The organism is Bacillus sp. P4_D3 (assembly GCF_056401855.1).
Map to the genome: position 1 here is coordinate 1 of NZ_JBFUIN010000023.1, position 18,159 is coordinate 18,159.

At 36.8% G+C, this 18,159-nt stretch carries 16 protein-coding genes; 5 read left to right on the forward strand and 11 right to left on the reverse strand.

Features of this window, described 5'->3' with window-relative positions; translation table 11 throughout:
- The 3 genes from AC1DTM_RS06300 to AC1DTM_RS06310 form a co-directional block, all read right to left on the reverse strand.
- Window positions 1-1,449: collagen binding domain-containing protein (locus tag AC1DTM_RS06300; RefSeq protein ID WP_477000103.1), on the reverse strand; the 1,449-nt coding region annotated here is incomplete at its 3' end.
- A 1,606-nt stretch (window positions 1,450-3,055) separates the two neighbouring features.
- Window positions 3,056-4,726, reverse strand: coding sequence for an arginine--tRNA ligase (gene argS / locus AC1DTM_RS06305; RefSeq protein ID WP_088099735.1), 1,671 nt, complete (start codon window positions 4,724-4,726; stop codon window positions 3,056-3,058).
- A complete protein-coding gene (locus AC1DTM_RS06310) occupies window positions 4,726-5,163 on the reverse strand; it encodes a YwiB family protein (RefSeq protein ID WP_016106740.1) in 438 nt (145 codons plus the stop codon). The genes argS and AC1DTM_RS06310 overlap by 1 nt, the downstream gene beginning before the upstream one ends.
- A gap of 203 nt (window positions 5,164-5,366) precedes the next feature.
- Between AC1DTM_RS06310 and AC1DTM_RS06315 the strand changes: the two genes are divergently transcribed.
- A complete protein-coding gene (locus AC1DTM_RS06315) occupies window positions 5,367-6,353 on the forward strand; it encodes a S66 family peptidase (RefSeq protein ID WP_016106741.1) in 987 nt (328 codons plus the stop codon).
- 25 nt (window positions 6,354-6,378) lie between these two features.
- Here AC1DTM_RS06315 and AC1DTM_RS06320 read toward each other — a convergent pair whose 3' ends face one another.
- The gene (locus AC1DTM_RS06320) at window positions 6,379-6,741 is read right to left on the reverse strand and encodes a YxeA family protein (protein WP_002113100.1); all 363 of its coding nucleotides are present in this window, start codon (window positions 6,739-6,741) and stop codon (window positions 6,379-6,381) included.
- A 234-nt stretch (window positions 6,742-6,975) separates the two neighbouring features.
- Between AC1DTM_RS06320 and AC1DTM_RS06325 the strand changes: the two genes are divergently transcribed.
- The gene (locus AC1DTM_RS06325; protein ID WP_002034865.1) at window positions 6,976-8,013 is read left to right on the forward strand and encodes a PTS sugar transporter subunit IIC; all 1,038 of its coding nucleotides are present in this window, start codon (window positions 6,976-6,978) and stop codon (window positions 8,011-8,013) included.
- 368 nt (window positions 8,014-8,381) lie between these two features.
- On the opposite strand, the gene speB is transcribed toward AC1DTM_RS06325, so the two are convergent.
- The 4 genes from speB to AC1DTM_RS06345 form a co-directional block, all read right to left on the reverse strand.
- Window positions 8,382-9,254, reverse strand: a complete 873-nt coding sequence (gene speB / locus AC1DTM_RS06330) for an agmatinase (protein WP_016106742.1) — start codon at window positions 9,252-9,254, stop codon at window positions 8,382-8,384.
- A 218-nt stretch (window positions 9,255-9,472) separates the two neighbouring features.
- Window positions 9,473-10,300 carry a polyamine aminopropyltransferase gene (speE, locus tag AC1DTM_RS06335; protein ID WP_000424696.1) on the reverse strand — a complete coding sequence of 276 codons (828 nt, stop codon included), beginning with the start codon at window positions 10,298-10,300 and terminating at the stop codon, window positions 9,473-9,475.
- Between the two features lie 186 nt (window positions 10,301-10,486).
- Window positions 10,487-11,650, reverse strand: a complete 1,164-nt coding sequence (locus AC1DTM_RS06340; protein WP_367959100.1) for an MFS transporter — start codon at window positions 11,648-11,650, stop codon at window positions 10,487-10,489.
- 5 nt (window positions 11,651-11,655) lie between these two features.
- Complete coding sequence (locus AC1DTM_RS06345; RefSeq protein ID WP_002159740.1) at window positions 11,656-12,063, reverse strand: MerR family transcriptional regulator; 408 nt, start codon at window positions 12,061-12,063, stop codon at window positions 11,656-11,658.
- A gap of 151 nt (window positions 12,064-12,214) precedes the next feature.
- Between AC1DTM_RS06345 and AC1DTM_RS06350 the strand changes: the two genes are divergently transcribed.
- The gene (locus AC1DTM_RS06350) at window positions 12,215-12,940 is read left to right on the forward strand and encodes a glycerophosphodiester phosphodiesterase (protein WP_016106744.1); all 726 of its coding nucleotides are present in this window, start codon (window positions 12,215-12,217) and stop codon (window positions 12,938-12,940) included.
- Window positions 12,941-13,041: 101 nt separating this feature from the next.
- Window positions 13,042-15,093 carry a transglycosylase domain-containing protein gene (locus AC1DTM_RS06355; protein ID WP_002113107.1) on the forward strand — a complete coding sequence of 684 codons (2,052 nt, stop codon included), beginning with the start codon at window positions 13,042-13,044 and terminating at the stop codon, window positions 15,091-15,093.
- Window positions 15,094-15,216: 123 nt separating this feature from the next.
- Here AC1DTM_RS06355 and AC1DTM_RS06360 read toward each other — a convergent pair whose 3' ends face one another.
- Together AC1DTM_RS06360 and AC1DTM_RS06365 are read right to left on the reverse strand one after the other, a co-directional pair.
- Window positions 15,217-15,726, reverse strand: a complete 510-nt coding sequence (locus AC1DTM_RS06360; RefSeq protein WP_002113108.1) for a YwhD family protein — start codon at window positions 15,724-15,726, stop codon at window positions 15,217-15,219.
- A 25-nt stretch (window positions 15,727-15,751) separates the two neighbouring features.
- Window positions 15,752-16,426 carry a site-2 protease family protein gene (locus tag AC1DTM_RS06365; protein ID WP_002113109.1) on the reverse strand — a complete coding sequence of 225 codons (675 nt, stop codon included), beginning with the start codon at window positions 16,424-16,426 and terminating at the stop codon, window positions 15,752-15,754.
- A 112-nt stretch (window positions 16,427-16,538) separates the two neighbouring features.
- Here AC1DTM_RS06365 and AC1DTM_RS06370 point away from each other — a divergent pair, with 112 nt between their 5' ends.
- Window positions 16,539-16,724, forward strand: coding sequence for a 2-hydroxymuconate tautomerase (locus tag AC1DTM_RS06370; protein WP_001147171.1), 186 nt, complete (start codon window positions 16,539-16,541; stop codon window positions 16,722-16,724).
- 39 nt (window positions 16,725-16,763) lie between these two features.
- Here the strand turns inward: AC1DTM_RS06370 and AC1DTM_RS06375 are convergent, their stop codons facing one another.
- A complete protein-coding gene (locus AC1DTM_RS06375; protein ID WP_002113111.1) occupies window positions 16,764-18,068 on the reverse strand; it encodes an HD domain-containing protein in 1,305 nt (434 codons plus the stop codon).
- Between the last annotated feature and the right edge of the window lie 91 nt (window positions 18,069-18,159).

An 18,159-nucleotide genomic window follows, 5' to 3' on the forward strand; every position in this document is an offset into this window, starting at 1 on the left:
TCCTTGTTCATCGTACTTCGGAAGATCTTTGAAACTGAAGTTCCAGTTTCCTTCTTGATCAGCTTTTACTTCTTGCTCTTTAAACACTTTATCACCTTGAAGCAATTGAACTGTGATGCTTGGTGGGCGTGTGTTGAACTGATTGTTGTAGTCATACCACGTCTTCGTCCCTGAAACAGATGTAGTTTTCACTTTATTTGGAATATCCAGTTCGACTCCATTTTCATCATCTGATTTTATTTCAAACTCTACTTTTTTCTGAGGATCGAAATCAATATAGTCTGGAGCTGAAACCTCTTGTACATAATATTTACCTGGTGATAATTGAGGAGTTTCAACTATCCCTTTTTCATTTGTTTTATATTCGCCCCCAACTTGTTCACCAGACTCTTTATACAACTTAAACGAAACATTCGGGATTACTTTTTCTTTATTTCCTTCAATATGTTTAACAATTTTCAGCTTTCCTTTTGGAACCTTGTTACCAGTAGCACCACCGCTAGCTTCCATATTTTCGACTGGGTAACTGCCCGATTCATTAACTGGATCTTTGTTCCAAACTTGGTAATCAATCGTATAATCATTCTTAAAAAACTCTTGCTTCTTTCCGGCTTCCGTTATAGTAGATGTATAACCAATCGAAAAGGCGGCAAGACGTGCTTTATCCTTATTAAGCACAACTTTAAATGATCTTTCACCAGTAAAGGTAATCGTTCCGTAACCTTGCCCTTCAAACTCTTGTAGCGTTAAATATCGATTACCTAGATGATTATCTACACTTATATAGAAACTATCCTTATTAAGTGTTTGGCCTTCCTGTAAATTATCAGTCACAACAATATCGCGACTTAACTCTTCTTTATTTAAGTTTATATTCAAGAACCAACGCACTACACCGTCCTTACCTGAGTTCATGTCACCAGTTTTATAAAAAAACGGTCCCGTTCCAGGATCTGTACCACCACCACTACTTGGACCGGTAATTGTTACAGATTGCTTATCTACAGTTGTACCGAAATTGGTTTCAATCTCTTTCTTTTGATCCGTTCCTACATTCGTAGCTTCCACGAAAAAGTTTAAATACCCTTGAATATTTTCATGTGTACTCACTTTATCATTAAATGTACATACCACAGTACCTGCAGTGACTTTACAAGTACCATAGTCATCTAATGGAAACTCCCTATCTAATCCTTTTAATTCTGGAGGCAGTGTTAATGTTAGTGTGTCTCCAGGCTTCAGCCTAAGTCCATCTTTTTCACTGAAGTTTACAGTTACCTTAGTCCGTTCTGTGGTACTTAGATTTGTTTTACCAATCTGAAAACTATCCACAAGTCCTGCTGTGTTTAGCTCTTGTGCATTTGCTACTATAGGTAAAAGACTTTGACCTATAGTAAACATAAAAATCATTATAATCGAAAAAATCGAAGTAACTTTTTTTAAATACATATTTTATGTTATCCTCCTATAAAATTAAAAATAGATAGATCCTGGTACAAGCATACTATGACAAAGATTCTACTATTCAATGTCATTAAGCCACTTTACTAAAACTTGTTTGACAGCTATTATCATCTTTTTCTCTTTTTCAATCCTTCTATTACTTAAAAAATTGCAGTTTGACTTTTATATAGATTCATCTAATTTCTCCGGCATTTTATTTATCGTATATACTGTTTAACAAAAACAGATACAGGACAAATTTTGATAAAGGAATTCAAATTACAAGTACACATGAACGGACCTCAGAATAACTTCAAAGCTAGAAGAAGACAATTTGAAAAGCAATCACGATAAAGCTCATGACAGCCATTGTCGTCTTATTATGCTGTGAAATTTTAGAAATTCCTTCAAATCCAACGCAAACGTTTGCTCTATAAATGCAAAAATTTCATTGTCGACAAGTATGGCCTAGCTACTTCACAGTAAATATGCATTTGGTCAACTTCCTTACTTATCCTCATAAAGAATAACAAGAAGTACCATCTATAATCGAAATTAGCATATCAGCCAAGGAAAGTTCGAACTGTGAAACATACTTGGATACTCGTATTCTAAAAGATGTTATTGAAGATGCGTTTTCTGCCATTATAAGTTACGGTGAAATTGGTCATATGTTAAAACCTTTTGTGTTTAGTCACACAGCCGACCTACACACCTAAACAAGTAGAACAAAAAGCGTTCCACCGCCAGCATTATGTAATTAAAAACGCCCTGGATGAAGTATTGTTTGCCTATGCAAGATGATAGTCATATTCTCCAAATTTGAATACAGTGGACCGAATTTGGGGGTAACTAAAAAAGAGTATGATTGTCAACTGATTTCATGTAAATCGCATAGAAATACGAAATTCAGCCTTTTCATTTTTGGAGTATATAAATGAGTGTCGAGAAAAAAACTTTGCCTAATGGGTTCCATGGCTATGTCGAAGAATTAAAATGAGCTTATATATGATGATAATATCAAAACCGAGAGATTTATATCCTTTCATTATTTTTTATCAAATCATGAAAACTTTAATTGTACTATATGTACTATCTTAAACATACCCCCCTAGTTTCTTGACTAAGCTGGAAGTTTTCAAGATTAATTACTAATTGGTTAGATACTTGGTTAGATGAATTTTTATTTTAGTATTTGGCATAGCTGTAACAATGTTTTTTACAACAATCACACCATTTCCTAGTAACATTCCACCAACTAATAATACATATATGGATTTTTTGATAATCTTACCCCCAACAGTCTATTATTCTAGAATCGTCCCTAAAAATCAATAGTTAATTGGTATTTTACTATTTTCACTTCATCACCATAACATATCTTTGTCACATGTATTTATATTAGAAAACTGACACAGAAAAAGAGACAGCTCTGCCATCTCTTTTTCTGTGTCAGTTTCCCCTCATCAAGACGTACGTGAGGTTCTCCCCCATACGTCTTTTCGTTGATCTTCTTTCTTTGACATCTAATCAGTCTATAGACTGATTAGATGTCTTTATATCAACTTGTATATCACTTCTAAACAAAAATAAGTATCTTTTCTTTTGTCTACTACATTTTTTCTGGTGCAGATACTCCTACGATTGCTAATGCATTTTGAAGTGTAGTGCGTACTGCTTTCATTAATTCGTAACGAGCTTTACTTAATTCTAAGTTATCTTGGTTTAATACTTTTTCTGCATTGTAGAAGCTGTGTAATGCTGCAGCTAATTCAAATGCATAGCTTGTAATGCGGTGTGGCAGACGTTTTTGCGCTGCATCCGCAACTACAGCTGGGAATTCACCAAGTTTTTTCAGTAACTCTACTTCTTTCTCAGAAGTAACAAGTTTGTAATTCACGTCTCCGCCTGTAGCTAATCCTAACTCTTCACCTTGACGAAGGATACTGCATACACGAGCATGAGCATATTGTGCATAGTATACTGGGTTTTCATTAGATTTTGATACAGCTAAGTCCATATCGAAGTCTAAATGAGAATCACCGCTACGCATTGCGAAGAAGTAACGCATTGCGTCCACGCCTACTTCTTCCATAAGCTCACGAAGTGTAACTGCTTTACCTGTACGCTTACTCATTTTCATTTTTTCACCATTTTGGTACAGTTGTACCATTTGGATGATTTCTACTTCAAGTGTTTCTTTATCGTAACCTAGCGCTTGAATAGCAGCTTTCATACGAGGAATGTAACCGTGGTGGTCAGCACCCCAAATGTTGATTAGCTTATCGAAACCACGCTCTAATTTATCACGGTGGTAAGCGATATCTGGCGTTAAGTATGTGTAAGAACCGTCATTTTTAATTAATACACGGTTTTTGTCGTCACCGTAAGTCATTGAACGGAACCAAGTTGCTCCGCCTTCTTCAAAGATTTCGTCACGCTCTTTTAATACAGCAAGAGCCTGATCAATTTTTCCGTTTTTGTATAATGATGTTTCTGAGAACCATACATCGAAGTTAACACGGAAGCTTGCTAAGTCTTTTTGAAGTTTTGCTAACTCATATTTTAAACCGTATGAACGATAGAATTCATAGCTTTCCTCTGCATCAGCTTTTGCATAACGATCGCCAAACTCTTCAGCTAAACGTTTACCGATTCCAATGATGTCCGCACCATGGTAACCGTCTTCTGGCATTTCTTTCTCTAAACCTAAAGCTTGCATGTAACGAGCTTCAACAGAAAGAGCTAAGTTATGAATTTGGTTACCAGCATCATTAATGTAGTACTCACGAGATACATCGTATCCTGCTTTTGCTAATACGTTACATAAAGTGTCCCCTACTGCCGCACCACGTGCATGTCCTAAGTGAAGATCGCCTGTTGGATTCGCAGATACGAACTCAATTTGTACTTTTTCACCTTTACCAGTATTCGTTTCACCGTATGCTTCACCAGCGTTAACGATTGTTGGGATTAAGTCTGTTAAGTAGCTATTATCCATGTAGAAGTTAATAAAACCAGGACCAGCGATTTCAATCTTTTCAATAGAAGCTTTTGCTTTATCGAAGTTTGCAACTAATTCTTCTGCAATCATACGAGGTGCTTTTTTCGCAACGCGTGCAAGTTGCATTGCCATATTTGTAGAGAAGTCACCATTTGTTTTATCTTTTGGCGATTCTAATACAACGTTTGGAATTTGTTCTTCTGTCGCTAATTCTGCCTTTAATACAGCAGCTTGAATTTCTTCTTTAATCAATTCTTTTACTTGTTCTAAAGAATTCATTACTTTGCCTCCTTCAAATTAATTGTAATTGTATATCTGCCAGCCTCTTGTTCACTTAGAAGCAATGCGTACGTTAAGAAGAGTTGTCCTTTTTTCTTTTCATCCGACCATTTAAAAAGAACGTTATCGGTTTTCGTTTGCAATGCAAATGTACCAAGCTCACTCGTATACGTACCAGTTGTCCATTCACCTTTCACATGCGTCTGACGCATAGAAATAGCACCTGAACGCATAATGAGAACTTGTTCATCTTGAATTTTAATAATTGTTTTCACTTCGCCTTGTTCGTTCGACTCTTGGAATGTTATATATGTACCTTGACCTTTTACATAGTATTGACCATTTGCTTCAAAAGCAACGGTTTCCTTCCTCGCCCCTTCACGGATTTCTGTTACGAAATGAACGTGTACCGGCAAGCCTGCAAGTTGTTTCTTCACGTCTTGCACACCCTTCAAATGTTATAGATATTAAATACTACTTATAATAAATCACTTTTCCTATCATATCAAAAAAAGACTCTGTCTGTCTGCTGAAAAATCAGGAAAACTCCTTTTCAAAAAATAATTCACCTTCACTTTATTTCATATGTTAAAATGTTTTTTAAATCTAAATATTCTTTCACTTTAAAGGGGTGAATTTGGTGATACCAACAAAATTAAAAAAAGGTGATGAAATAAGGGTTATTTCACCATCTTGTAGTTTAAGTATTGTCTCAAATACGAACCGAGAGCTTGCCACAAAAAGATTAACCGATATGGGCTTTCACGTTACATTCTCAAAAAATGCTGAAGAAATAGATCGCTTTTCTTCATCCTCTATTGCTTCACGAGTTCAAGATCTTCATGAAGCATTTAGAGATCCTAATGTAAAAGCAATTTTGACGACACTTGGCGGATACAACTCTAACGGTTTATTGAAACATCTCGATTATGATTTAATTCGAGAAAATCCGAAGTTTTTCTGCGGTTATTCTGATATTACCGCTTTAACTAACGCGATTTATGCTAAAACAGGCTTAGTTACATATTCAGGTCCTCACTTCTCTTCATTTGGAATGGAGAAAGGCCTCGATTATACGACCGATTACTTTTTAAAATGCTTAACTTCTAATGAGCCTATTGAAATATTGCCGGCTGAAACATGGAGCGATGATTCTTGGTATATTGATCAGGAAAATCGAGAATTTATTAAAAATGAAGGATATGTTTCAATTCAAGAAGGAGAAACTACAGGAGATATTATTGGTGGTAATATGAGCACATTTAATTTACTACAAGGTACGCCATATATGCCTAACTTACAGGACAAAATTTTATTTCTTGAAGAGGATAGTTTAACAGAAAAAGCTACCCTTAAAACTTTTGATCGATATTTACATTCTCTTATGCAGCAACCCGACTTTGAACATGTAAAAGGCATTGTTATAGGAAGAATGCAAAAAGGAGCAGAATGTGCGATAGCAGACATTCAAGAAATGATTGCTTCAAAGGTAGAACTTAAACATATACCTATCATTGCAAATGCTAGTTTTGGGCATACAACTCCTATTTTCACTTTTCCCATTGGCGGAAGAGCAACAATCACTTCTAATACAAAGAGCACATCTATTACAATTTTAACGAATTAAAAAAGGAGCGATTTGTTCGCTCCTTTTAAACTTTTTCTATTTTTTGTAATGCCTTTTGCGGGATTGATTCTTTCGGGATTTCAGCCCATCCTTTTCCTTGCATACCCTTTGCATAAATTTTTATAAAATCACCTGTATGCAATTCACGGTTCACTATTCTTTTAATAATTTGTAGCTTTCCGTCTTCCGTATACCCTTTAAATGTATACAAATATTCATCGTCTTTTTTCTCACCTTTATCTATAACTGCATAATAATCTTGTATTTCTTTATTTGAAAAGAAGTTGTCTACAAAAGCATGTACCCCTTCTGTTTTTGTGTTTAAATAATATGCTGTTCCCCCTAAAATAATGGCGAACACAGCTAAAACTTTAATGACCAATTTCATAAATGCGCCTCCTGTTTGCACTTCTTTCTCACTAACCGTATGTCTATACCTGTATTATACGAAAAAAAGCATACTATACTCCATCGAAATGTCTTACACTTCCCTTACATTATTGTAAGGATTTTTCACCTTACAGCAATTTCCGGGCAAAAAGTTTTTCCGTTTAACAAACTTTTATATTATTATTGAATGATACGAATTTTTATTACAAAAATCAAAGGAGACAGTTTTCAAATGGCTATCTTGCAAGGTTTAGCACTATTACTTGTTGTACTCTGTCTATTTACACTTTTTAGTTACCGTGCTCCTTACGGAATGAAAGCAATGGGTGCTTTAGCTAATGCAGCAATCGCGAGTTTTCTTATTGAGGCATTTCACCGTTATATCGGTGGAGAAATGTTTCATAATGACTTTTTACAATCAGTAGGAGAAGCTTCTGGTAGTATGAGCGGTGTCGCAGCGGCGATTTTAGTAGCATTAGCAATCGGTGTTTCACCCGTATACGCTGTTTTAATCGGTATAGCTACTAGTGGATTCGGTATTTTACCAGGATTTTTCGCTGGATATGTTTGTGCTTTCGTCGTGAAATTTCTCGAAAAGAAATTACCAGCTGGTGTAGAATTTTTAGCAATTCTATTTATTGCCGCACCAATTTCACGTGGAATGGCTATGCTTATGGATCCACTCGTTAACGCAACACTCGGTAAAATCGGTTCTATGATTTCAGTTGCAACTACAGAAAGTCCTATCATTATGGGTATTATGCTTGGTGGATTAATCACAGTTATTTCTACATCTCCATTAAGTTCTATGGCACTAACTGCAATGCTTGGATTAACAGGTTTACCAATGGCAATTGGTAGTCTTGCCGTAGCAGCTTCTGCCCCAATGAACTTTATTTTCTTTAAACGACTAAAAATTTGTTCAAAGAAAGATACAATCGCTGTGGCAATCGAGCCGTTAACACAAGCCGATGTTGTCTCAGCAAACCCAATTCCTATCTATATGACAAACTTTGTTGGCGGTGCGCTTGCCGGTATTATTACGTCGCTATTCCAGCTCGTTAATAATGCACCAGGGACAGCATCACCAATTCCAGGACTTCTCGTCTTGTTCGGATTTAATGATGTAATAAAAGTAACGATTGCTGCCGTATTATGCGGAATCGTTACCACAATTGTTGGATACGTCGGTTCGATTGTGTTCCGCAAATATCCAATCCGTTCTGCTGATGAAATTCGCGGCATTACTTCGGAAGAGAAAGTTGCATAAGAAAAAGAGCTATTCTCATCGTTTGAGAATAGTTTTTTTGATGTCTCGTGACGGTAAGTGAAATTATATCAGCGATTTTTCGAATATATCGACCGCAACTTGAATTATATCAGCGATTTTTTAAATATATCGACTTACCGACACATAACGACAAAAGTAAAGGCCTCCTAGTCATCTAGGAGGCCTTTACTCTATCCAGCTACAACGGCTAGAATCTCCTGCGATTCTGAGCAAGCCGCTTCCGCTTTTATTTTATCCAGTTACGCCTTCTAGACCCTTGCGTCTAAGGACCTTCCCTGCCAAAAGGTAAAAAGCACCTTTTGTAGGAAAGAACCTTAGTCACCGGGTCTAAACAGTCGGCTTCACTTTTATTTCACCCAACCGAGCAGCATTTCCCGCACGAATTTACTTGCTGCGATTGGTGTTTGATCACTATGATCGTAGACTGGAGCTACTTCTACTAAGTCTGCTCCGACTACTTTTATATTTGAATTTGCAATTGCTACGATGGACTCTAATAGTTCTTTAGATGTGATACCTCCAGCTTCTAATGTTCCTGTTCCAGGAGCGTGAGCTGGGTCTAATACGTCGATGTCAATTGTGACATAGACTGGGCGTCCTGCAAGTTTCGGTAATACTTCTTTTAACGGTTCTAATACGTCAAATTTATATAAGTTCATACCTACTTCTTTTGCCCATTCGAATTCTTCCTTCATTCCAGAACGAATACCGAAAGAATATACGTTTTCCGGACCAATTAAATCGCACACTTTACGAATTGGTGTAGAGTGGGATAAAGGCTCTCCCTCATATGACTCACGTAAGTCAGTATGAGCATCCATATGGATGATTGCTAAATCCGGATATTTTTTTGCCATTGCCTTAAAAATTGGCCAAGACACTAAGTGCTCTCCGCCGAGACCTAGTGGAAACTTACCGGCATCTAATAGTTTTGCTACATATTCTTCAATCATGTCTATGCTGCGCTGTGGGTTCCCAAATGGTAATGGAATATCACCCGCATCAAAGTACTTTACCTCTTCTAGTTCACGATCTAAATACGGACTATATTCTTCAAGACCGATTGATACTTCACGAATACGTGCAGGGCCAAAGCGAGATCCTGGACGAAAACTTACTGTCCAATCCATAGGCATCCCATAAATAACCGCCTTTGACTCTTCAAAACTTGGATGACTTTTTATAAATACTTTACCTGAATAAGCTTCATCAAAACGCATACTCTTTTCCTCCTTGTGTGGAACTTAAGGTATCCCAACCTTTCATTATTTCTCAAATTTGGAGCCTATAACTCCTCTTTCTCGATTTACCTGTGCCTTCTTTTTCTTACAAGAAGACTACTTCATTTGTAGCAGTGTAAGTAACTAGCATGTTCAAGCCTTCTAGACAAACACCTTAAATGAGTTACTTACACTTTATTTATTTCAATTTAACGCTCTTACTTAATTAAATCGCCAACAAATTTCGGTAGTGCGAATGCTGCATTGTGTAATTCTTTTGTGTAATATTTCGTTTCGATTTCGTGGAAACGCTCTTCACTTACTTCTAATGGATCATGTTTTTTAGATCCGATCGTGAACGTCCAAAGTCCACTTGGATACGTCGGAATGTTTGCTGTGTATAGACGAGTAATTGGGAAAATCTCTTTTACGTCTTTAAATACAGTTGTAATTAGTTCTGGTGTAAACCAAGGGTTGTCCGTTTGGGCAACGAAAATACCATCTTCTTTTAACGCTTTTGAAATTCCAGCGTAGAAGCCTTTTGTAAATAAGTTTACTGCTGGGCCTACTGGCTCAGTAGAATCTACCATAATTACGTCATATTCGTTTTCGCTTTCTGCGATGTGTAGGAAACCGTCTCCTACTTTTACTTCTACACGTTCATTATCTAATGCACCTGCAATTGATGGTAAGTACTGCTTAGAGTACTCAATTACTTTTCCATCGATTTCAACAAGAGTTGCTTTCTTCACGCTTGGGTGTTTTAACACTTCACGAATAACACCACCATCGCCTCCGCCAACAACTAATACGTTTTCAGGGTTTGGATGTGTAAATAAAGGTACGTGCGCTACCATTTCATGATAAACGAACTCGTCCTTTTCTGTTGTCATAACCATGCCGTCTAAAATAAGCATGTTTCCGAACTCTTCCGTTTCAACCATATCAAGTTTTTGGAATTCTGTTTGCTCCGTATGTAATGTGCGGTTAATACGCGCCGTAATTCCAAAATGCTTTGTTTGTTTTTCAGTGAACCATAGTTCCATCGTACAATCACGCCTTTCGCTGCAAATTTATAATAGGGACATCATTAATGTCCCCTAACAAAAATAAAACAAAACATCCAAAAAGTATAGTTAAAAGTACAAAAATACCGAAAATATATTTTAGTCAGAGGGTTCTAACATATATGCGAAAAAGGTTTGCTCTGTAATAGGAAAGAAAACCCTTTCTTAAGAAAGGGCTTTTGTCTCTATTTCTACCGGTTTACGAATTGGAATTAAGATCATAACGCAACCGACTAACACAACAATTCCACCGACTAAAAACGGGCTTTGCGGCGAAACTGTATGACCGATGACTCCTGATAAAATTGGAGCAATCGCGCCTCCTAACCAACGAACGAAGTTATAAACACCTGATGTAACAGATCTTTCATAAGGTGAAATATCCATTACATAACTTGTAAATAACGCATTGTTTAATCCTGATGCTAATCCAGATAGAACGATTAACACGATTTGTAACCACATAATTTTTACGAAGAATAGTGCAATTAATAACATCGCAAATACGAGTAAACTACCCTTTAACATTGCTTTTGGTTCATATTTACCTTCTAGCTTATGTGCTAAAATTGCTGATCCGTAAGCTAGCGCTAATCCCCATCCACAAAATACAAATCCTAATTGAATAGCAGATAAGTGCATAATAAGTGGTGAATAGGCTAAAACAACGAAAAATCCGTAGTAATATAACATCCCTGAGATGGCACCTTGCATAAACGGTTTATACTTCACCAAGTTAAGTAATTCCCCCATGCCTGCTGCTTTACGCTTCACTTTTCGCTCCGGTTCTTTTACAAAAAAGAAAACTAAAATAAATGCTAAGGAAATTAAAATACTCGTCGCAAAAAATGGGTAACGCCAAGAATGTCCACCTAATATTCCGCCTAATAATGGTCCACCTGCCATCCCTAAACCAATGGCTGCTTCATATAGTCCTACTGCTTCATGAACTTCTTTACTTAATGCAATTAATAATGTCATCGCTGTTGCGAAGAACATCGCATTTCCTAATCCCCACCCAGCGCGGAAAAGAGATAATTGAGCAATCGTTTGCGATATACCACATATAAATGCAAATACAGTCACAATCGCAAGACCAATCGTCATCATTCGTTTATCACCAAATCTTGATGCAAATATTCCAGCTGGTAACATCATAATTGCCATCGTTAAAATATATGATGTAAATAACATCTCGACTTGCCAATGCGATGCACCAATTTGTTCAGCAATACTTGGTAAAATTGGGTCGACTACCCCTATACCTGAAAAGGCAAGGAAGGTAGCCACCACTGTAATCAATCTCCCTAATTTTTGTTTGCTCTCCATTTTGATTACTCTCCTTTTGTATTCTCTAAAAATGTAACTGCACGGCTTAAACTATCCTCTAGCTCTGCCTTCACGCGATGCATTTGCTCCATTTTCTCGTCTAACGTTTGCACTTGTTCTTCAAGCATCTCTTTAATTTCTTGAATCACTTCACGGTCACGCGGATTCTCACTATTTCTTCTTTGTTCCATTCTTTCTTTTAACGATAAGAAATGTTGCATTTCTTGAAGCGTAATTCCTAGCACTTCTTTCGCTTCCACAATCCTTTTAATTCTTGCAATGTCCTCGTCTGTATACAGGCGAATATTCCCTTCACTGCGTTCTGGGGGATGAATTAAACCAATTTCCTCATAATAACGAAGTGTACGCTTTGTTAAACCGACTTGCTTTGTTACTTCATCAATTTTATACATGTGTATTCCTCCCTTCACCGGATTATTACATTTTACGTTAACGTTAACTATTGTGCAACTATTATACTTTTGTAAATGTTTGTCATATGAATTGTATTTTTCTCAAAGCAGTTTCATAATGAAAGAAAAGAGATGATAAGGAGATTTCCAAATGAATAAACCACTTATTTTCGCTCATCGCGGGGTAAAAGGAACACACCCAGAAAATACGATGATTGCCTTCCAAGAGGCTGAACGCATTGGTGCTCACGGAATTGAACTTGATGTTCATCTATCAAAAGATGGTGAACTAGTTGTTATTCATGATGAAACAGTGGACCGTACAACAAATGGCGTGGGACTTGTTTCTGAGAAAACTGTAGAAGAATTACAAGTTTTAGATGCTGGTAGCCATAAAGACCCTTCTTTCCATGAGGCAAAAATCCCAACGTTACGAGAAGTATTTATTTGGCTCTCTACAACAAATTTACAACTTAACATTGAATTAAAAACAGATGTTATTCACTATCCAACTATTGAAGAAAAGGTCGTCGCTCTCGTTCGTGAATATCATCTATCCAATCAAATTGCATTTTCATCATTTAACCACGATTCCGTTTCATTATTAGCAGAAATTGCTCCAGAAATTCCAAGAGCGATTTTGTACGATACACCACTTGCAGATCCTATTGCTGAAGCAAAAAAACGTGGGGCAACTGGATTACATCCAAACTTTCAATTATTAACGAAAGAGTTTGTCCAATTAGCACAGGGGCAAGGATACGTTTTTCGTCCTTACACCATTAATGAATATAAAGATTTACAAACTATGATTGATTATGGCGTAGATGTTATTATTACCGATTGGCCAGCGCGTGCTTTTGAGCTCCTTTCTTAAATGAAGGGGCTCTTTTTATTTTGGAAATTTCATTGTTTAAAATAAACGAAAACCCTCAATACTAATACAATAATGCTTGTATTAATGAGGGGCTGAAAAAGATGGATCAAACTATGAATCCAAAACTTAAAAAATATAAACGTCTTTTCTTCACCGTAATGTTTTCTTGTGTTCTTTTTTTCGTTTTTTCCTTTTTTATTATCATTGTAGCCGCAAAAATTATGGGACCTCCCCCTGTTGCGGTTCCGCAAACGAGTGTCTTTTACGCTAATGATGACACTGTTATAGGACAAAGTAATGAAATGCAAAAACGCTATAATGTATCTCTCGATGAAATTTCTCCTTATGTAAAAGGGGCGACACTATCTATTGAAGATCAACGATTCTACAAACATCATGGCTTTGATATGAAGCGCATTGCTGGTGCCATTGTTGCCGATTTAAAAGCAATGGCAAAAGTACAAGGTGCTAGTACTATCACACAACAGTATGCTCGTAACCTATACTTAGATCATGATAAAACGTGGAAGCGTAAACTATTAGAAGCAATGTATACCGTTCGTCTTGAAGTGAACTATAATAAAAATCATATTTTAGAAGGGTATTTAAATACAATTTATTACGGGCATGGTGCTTACGGAATTGAAGCTGCTTCCCGCCTGTATTTCGATAAAACTGCAAAAGAATTAACATTAGCAGAAGCTAGTATGCTCGCCGGCATTCCGAAAGGACCCAGTTTCTACTCTCCCTTTTTAAAAGAAGAGCGTGCTAAAGGGCGTCAATCTCTCATACTAAATGAAATGGTAGAACAAGGGTATATTACAAAACAGCAAGCTGCCTCAGCAAAAAAAGAGACACTTACTTTTGCCTCATTGGATACGAAAAAAGTTGCAGAAATTGCACCTTATTTCCAAGATGCTGTACAAGCTTCCCTTCTTCGTGATATCGGATTAGATGAGCAAGCCTTACAGCGAGGTGGTTTGCGTATTTATACAACACTAGACCCTAAATTACAATCTGTAGCAGAGCAAGCTGTAAAAAATCATATACCTGAAACAACAAACATCCAAACTGCCCTCGTCTCTATGAATCCAAAAACGGGTGAAGTGGCTGCCCTTGTTGGTGGAACTGATTATAATACGAGTCAATTTAACAGGGCTACACAAGCCGCTCGTCAGCCCGGGTCTACATTCAAGCCTTTCCTATATTATGCAGCCTTAGAACGAGGATTCACCCCTGCCACACGCTTAAAAAGCGAATACACGGTATTCACTTTAGGTGACGGTGTTTCAAAGTATAAACCAAAAAACTATAAAAACTATTATGCAGACGATTTTGTGACAATGGCACAAGCACTCGCTGTTTCTGATAACGTATATGCTGTGAAGACGAATTTATTTTTAGGCGAAGACATTCTTACAAAAACAGCGAAGCAATTCGGCATCGCTAGCGCATTAAAAGATGTTCCGTCTCTCGCTCTCGGCACATCTCCTGTAAAGCCAATTGAAATGGTCAATGCTTATAGCATGTTTGCAAACGGCGGGAAAGAAGTAAAACCAATCTTTATAAGGCGCATCGTTGATCATGAAGGAAATATGCTATACGATGCTCATTTAGAAAGTAAACAAGTTCTAGATAAAAGCAAAGCTTTTGTGATGGAAGAAATGATGACAGGTATGTTTAATAAAAAACTAAGCAGTTATGCCGCTGTGACCGGTCAATCGATGTTATCAAAACTATCAAGAACATATGCCGGGAAATCTGGCTCTACAGAAACTGATAGTTGGATGATTGGATTTACCCCGCAACTTGTAACAGGGGTTTGGATTGGATACGATCAACCTAAATCCATTTCAAATGTAGCAGAACAAGGATACGCGAAAAAAATATGGACCGATACAATGGAAAAAGGATTAGATGGACAGCCTAAAAAAGAGTTCAAACAACCAACAGATGTTGTTGCTGTCGACGTTAACCCTGAAAACGGTAAGATTGCGACAAAAAATTGTCCCATTTCTGTGAAGATGTATTTCGCAAAAGGTACAGAGCCAACAGAGTACTGTATGGATCACGTTGATGGTAAGGAAGAATTCGAAAAGGTTAGTGAAGAAAAGAAAAAGACGGGTTGGTGGAAAAAATATCTCCCGTGGTAAGAAAGAAGGCTATTGATATTTCTTGTCGAATTGCTGATATATTTTCATATCCCATAGTCCTATTCACAAAATAAAAAGGATGCCTCACTAGTCAAAAATCGACTAATGAGACATCCTTTTCTTTTATTCACCTAATAATGCACGTCGCAATTCTTCACTAGATTCATTCCAAATTGCTTCATTATGCTCTTTTAAGAATGTACCAAGTACTTTTTTAGATGATTCATCCATATGATCAATCATGATGTGACGCTTTAGTGATTTATCCATTTTGTTTACATGCTCTGGAAGTGATTTATATCCGCGGCGAATTTCACGATCAACTGTCATTTCACAAGCAGTTACACCTGCGTAATATGCACCGTTTGGTGTTCTTTCAATCGTTACCCAAACAAGCCAAAATGGTTTTCCGTTTGGAACTTCATCTTTATTTGTTAAAAACTTAATTCCTTTTTCTACCGTACTACGTGCATGCATCGCACCGATATCAACGAACGCAGTTTTCTCTAATACATCAACAAATACAGGAGAAATATTTTCTAGGCTTAATGCCCCAACACCAAATCCACCATGTCCATCTGTGGAGTCATTCTTCACGATATTAAAACCGATTTTTTTCTTTTTCTCTGTCATATGTAAATTCCTCCTCACTTAATAATTATAGGAGCCCGAAAATAGGCGCAATGATACTTTGTAAAAATACTAATACATACGGAATAACTACATTGAAAATAGGCTGAATTGTGTAATTGCTAAGCGGTGTAATAACAAGAATTAATAACGCAATTGATCCATACTTTTCATACTGTGTCATTTTCGCACGAATATTTGCTGGTGCTAAATCTTCCACAACGCGATACCCATCAAGTGGTGGAATCGGTAATAAGTTAAATACAAGTAAAACAATATTAAGCCCAATGAAAATTTGGAAGAACTGACTTAACGTATCTGCTACTGCAGGTGGAACCGCATCTAACACACCAAACGTTATTAAGCTATACCAAATAATTAAACCAATTGCACTTAAAATAAGATTACTTATCGGTCCCGCAATAGAAACTAATATTCCCGCAAGACGCGGTCTTTTAAAGTTATACGGGTTAACAGGCACTGGTCTTGCCCAACCGAATCCAAGAATTAATACAGCAATCATCCCGATAGGATCTAAATGAGCCATCGGTGATAACGTTAATCGTCCTTGTTTCTTTGCTGTATCGTCTCCAAATTTATATGCAACATACGCATGTGCAAATTCATGCACAGATAGTGCAATAATAATCGCCATTGCTACCAATGGAATTTGGTGCAACGGATATCTAAATAACTGATCCATAGTTCATCTCCTCTTCAATATGTCCAAAAAAGAAATTATTTGTTTTTCCGATTGTTCTTCCTCATAATCCGCTATAATAAGAGTGTAACTTACATAAAAGGAGCGATTGTACATGCCATACGTAACAGTGAAAATGCTAGAAGGACGCACAGAAGAACAAAAGAAAGCTCTTGCTGAGAAAGTAACAGCAGCAGTAAGCGAAACAACTGGTGCTCCTGAAGAAAACATCGTTGTTTTCATCGAAGAAATGTCTAAAAACCATTATGCAGTTGGCGGAAAACGCTTAAGCGACAAATAATTTCAAGTTTTTTCATAAGAAGCAGCTCTTAGCTGCTTCTTATTTCTTTCCTTCTAACAACTCGATAATTCTCTCTTTATATTTTCCTTTTCTTCCATCTTCATAGATTAAATCATGTGGATAGAATAGCTTTTGATCCGTTCGCTTCTTACCTGTAATCGCCTCAACAATATCCGATTCACGCGAAAGCTCTCTAAGTTCCCCGTTCGGCATAAGAAGTAAAATTGGCAGACGCTCTTCTTCTTCTCCTGCGCGGTAAAAGTCATACGGTAAATCCGATGTTGAATCAACAACTAAATAATACTCTGGATCTAGTCCAATCTTTTTAAATAAGCTACTTAATTCCATCCAATTATCTAAACCGTGTTTATCTGTAAACTCTACATATTTAAATAGATTTCGATTCATAAAACGGCGACATAAGTCACTTAAAATTGGATCTTCTTCGTCTTGCCATACTTGGAAGTAATAATACATTACGTTCTCGTCTAGCTTTAAATAATCCTCTACTGTTACTTCTTCTTCAAATAAAGAATAGAAATGAACAGGATGATATTTAAACGCATAATACTTCTCATGCAGTGATTTAGCTCGGTGTAAAATCTTCGTTAAAATTACTTCTGCACTACGTGTTACTGGATGGAAATATACTTGCCAATACATTTGATAACGACTCATAATATAATGTTCTACAGCATGCATACCACTATTTTTAATGACAACTTGATTACCATACGGGCGCATGACACGCAGTATACGTTCCATATCAAAGTTCCCATACTTTACACCAGTAAAATATGCATCTCTTAATAAATAATCCATACGATCAGCATCAATTTGGCTTGAAATCATACTAATCGCTAATTTATTAGTAGATGTTTTCGCAATTACATCTGCTACCTTTTGCGGGAAATCTTTATCCACACGGCTTAATACACGATTAATTTCCGTATCACCAACGATAATCTTTTGCGTAAATTTCTCATGATCTAACGAAAATACTTTTTCAAACGAATGAGAAAATGGGCCGTGACCAACATCATGAAGTAATGAAGCACATAAACATAACAATCTATCTTCAGCATTCCAATTTGGTCTGCCATCAAACACATCATCAATCATACGACGAATAATTTCATATACACCTAACGAATGAGTAAAGCGACTATGCTCTGCACCGTGAAATGTAAAAAATGTCGTTCCAAGCTGCTTAATACGGCGCAAGCGTTGAAATTCTTTCGTTCCGATTAAATCCCAAATAACGCGATCACGCACGTGCACATATTTATGTACTGGGTCTTTAAACACTTTTGTTTCGCTGAGTTTGTCGTTTAAATATACCACTTTCCGACATCCCCCTTTCTTTACTGCATTCTTACTATATATTATAAACGATATAGGAAACAGAAAGAAATGAAAGACTATATTAATTCCT

Bases quoted from the DNA above. Each gene is read 5' to 3' on its own strand.
- AC1DTM_RS06370 (WP_001147171.1), top strand. From the start codon at position 16,539: ATGCCATACGTAACAGTGAAAATGCTAGAAGGACGCACAGAAGAACAA.
- AC1DTM_RS06350 (WP_016106744.1), top strand. From the start codon at position 12,215: ATGAATAAACCACTTATTTTCGCTCATCGCGGGGTAAAAGGAACACAC.
- speE (WP_000424696.1), bottom strand. From the start codon at position 10,300: ATGGAACTATGGTTCACTGAAAAACAAACAAAGCATTTTGGAATTACG.
- AC1DTM_RS06360 (WP_002113108.1), bottom strand. From the start codon at position 15,726: ATGACAGAGAAAAAGAAAAAAATCGGTTTTAATATCGTGAAGAATGAC.
- AC1DTM_RS06340 (WP_367959100.1), bottom strand. From the start codon at position 11,650: ATGGAGAGCAAACAAAAATTAGGGAGATTGATTACAGTGGTGGCTACC.
- AC1DTM_RS06365 (WP_002113109.1), bottom strand. From the start codon at position 16,426: ATGGATCAGTTATTTAGATATCCGTTGCACCAAATTCCATTGGTAGCA.
- AC1DTM_RS06345 (WP_002159740.1), bottom strand. From the start codon at position 12,063: ATGTATAAAATTGATGAAGTAACAAAGCAAGTCGGTTTAACAAAGCGT.
- argS (WP_088099735.1), bottom strand. From the start codon at position 4,726: ATGAATTCTTTAGAACAAGTAAAAGAATTGATTAAAGAAGAAATTCAA.
- AC1DTM_RS06325 (WP_002034865.1), top strand. From the start codon at position 6,976: ATGGCTATCTTGCAAGGTTTAGCACTATTACTTGTTGTACTCTGTCTA.
- AC1DTM_RS06355 (WP_002113107.1), top strand. From the start codon at position 13,042: ATGGATCAAACTATGAATCCAAAACTTAAAAAATATAAACGTCTTTTC.
- AC1DTM_RS06320 (WP_002113100.1), bottom strand. From the start codon at position 6,741: ATGAAATTGGTCATTAAAGTTTTAGCTGTGTTCGCCATTATTTTAGGG.
- speB (WP_016106742.1), bottom strand. From the start codon at position 9,254: ATGCGTTTTGATGAAGCTTATTCAGGTAAAGTATTTATAAAAAGTCAT.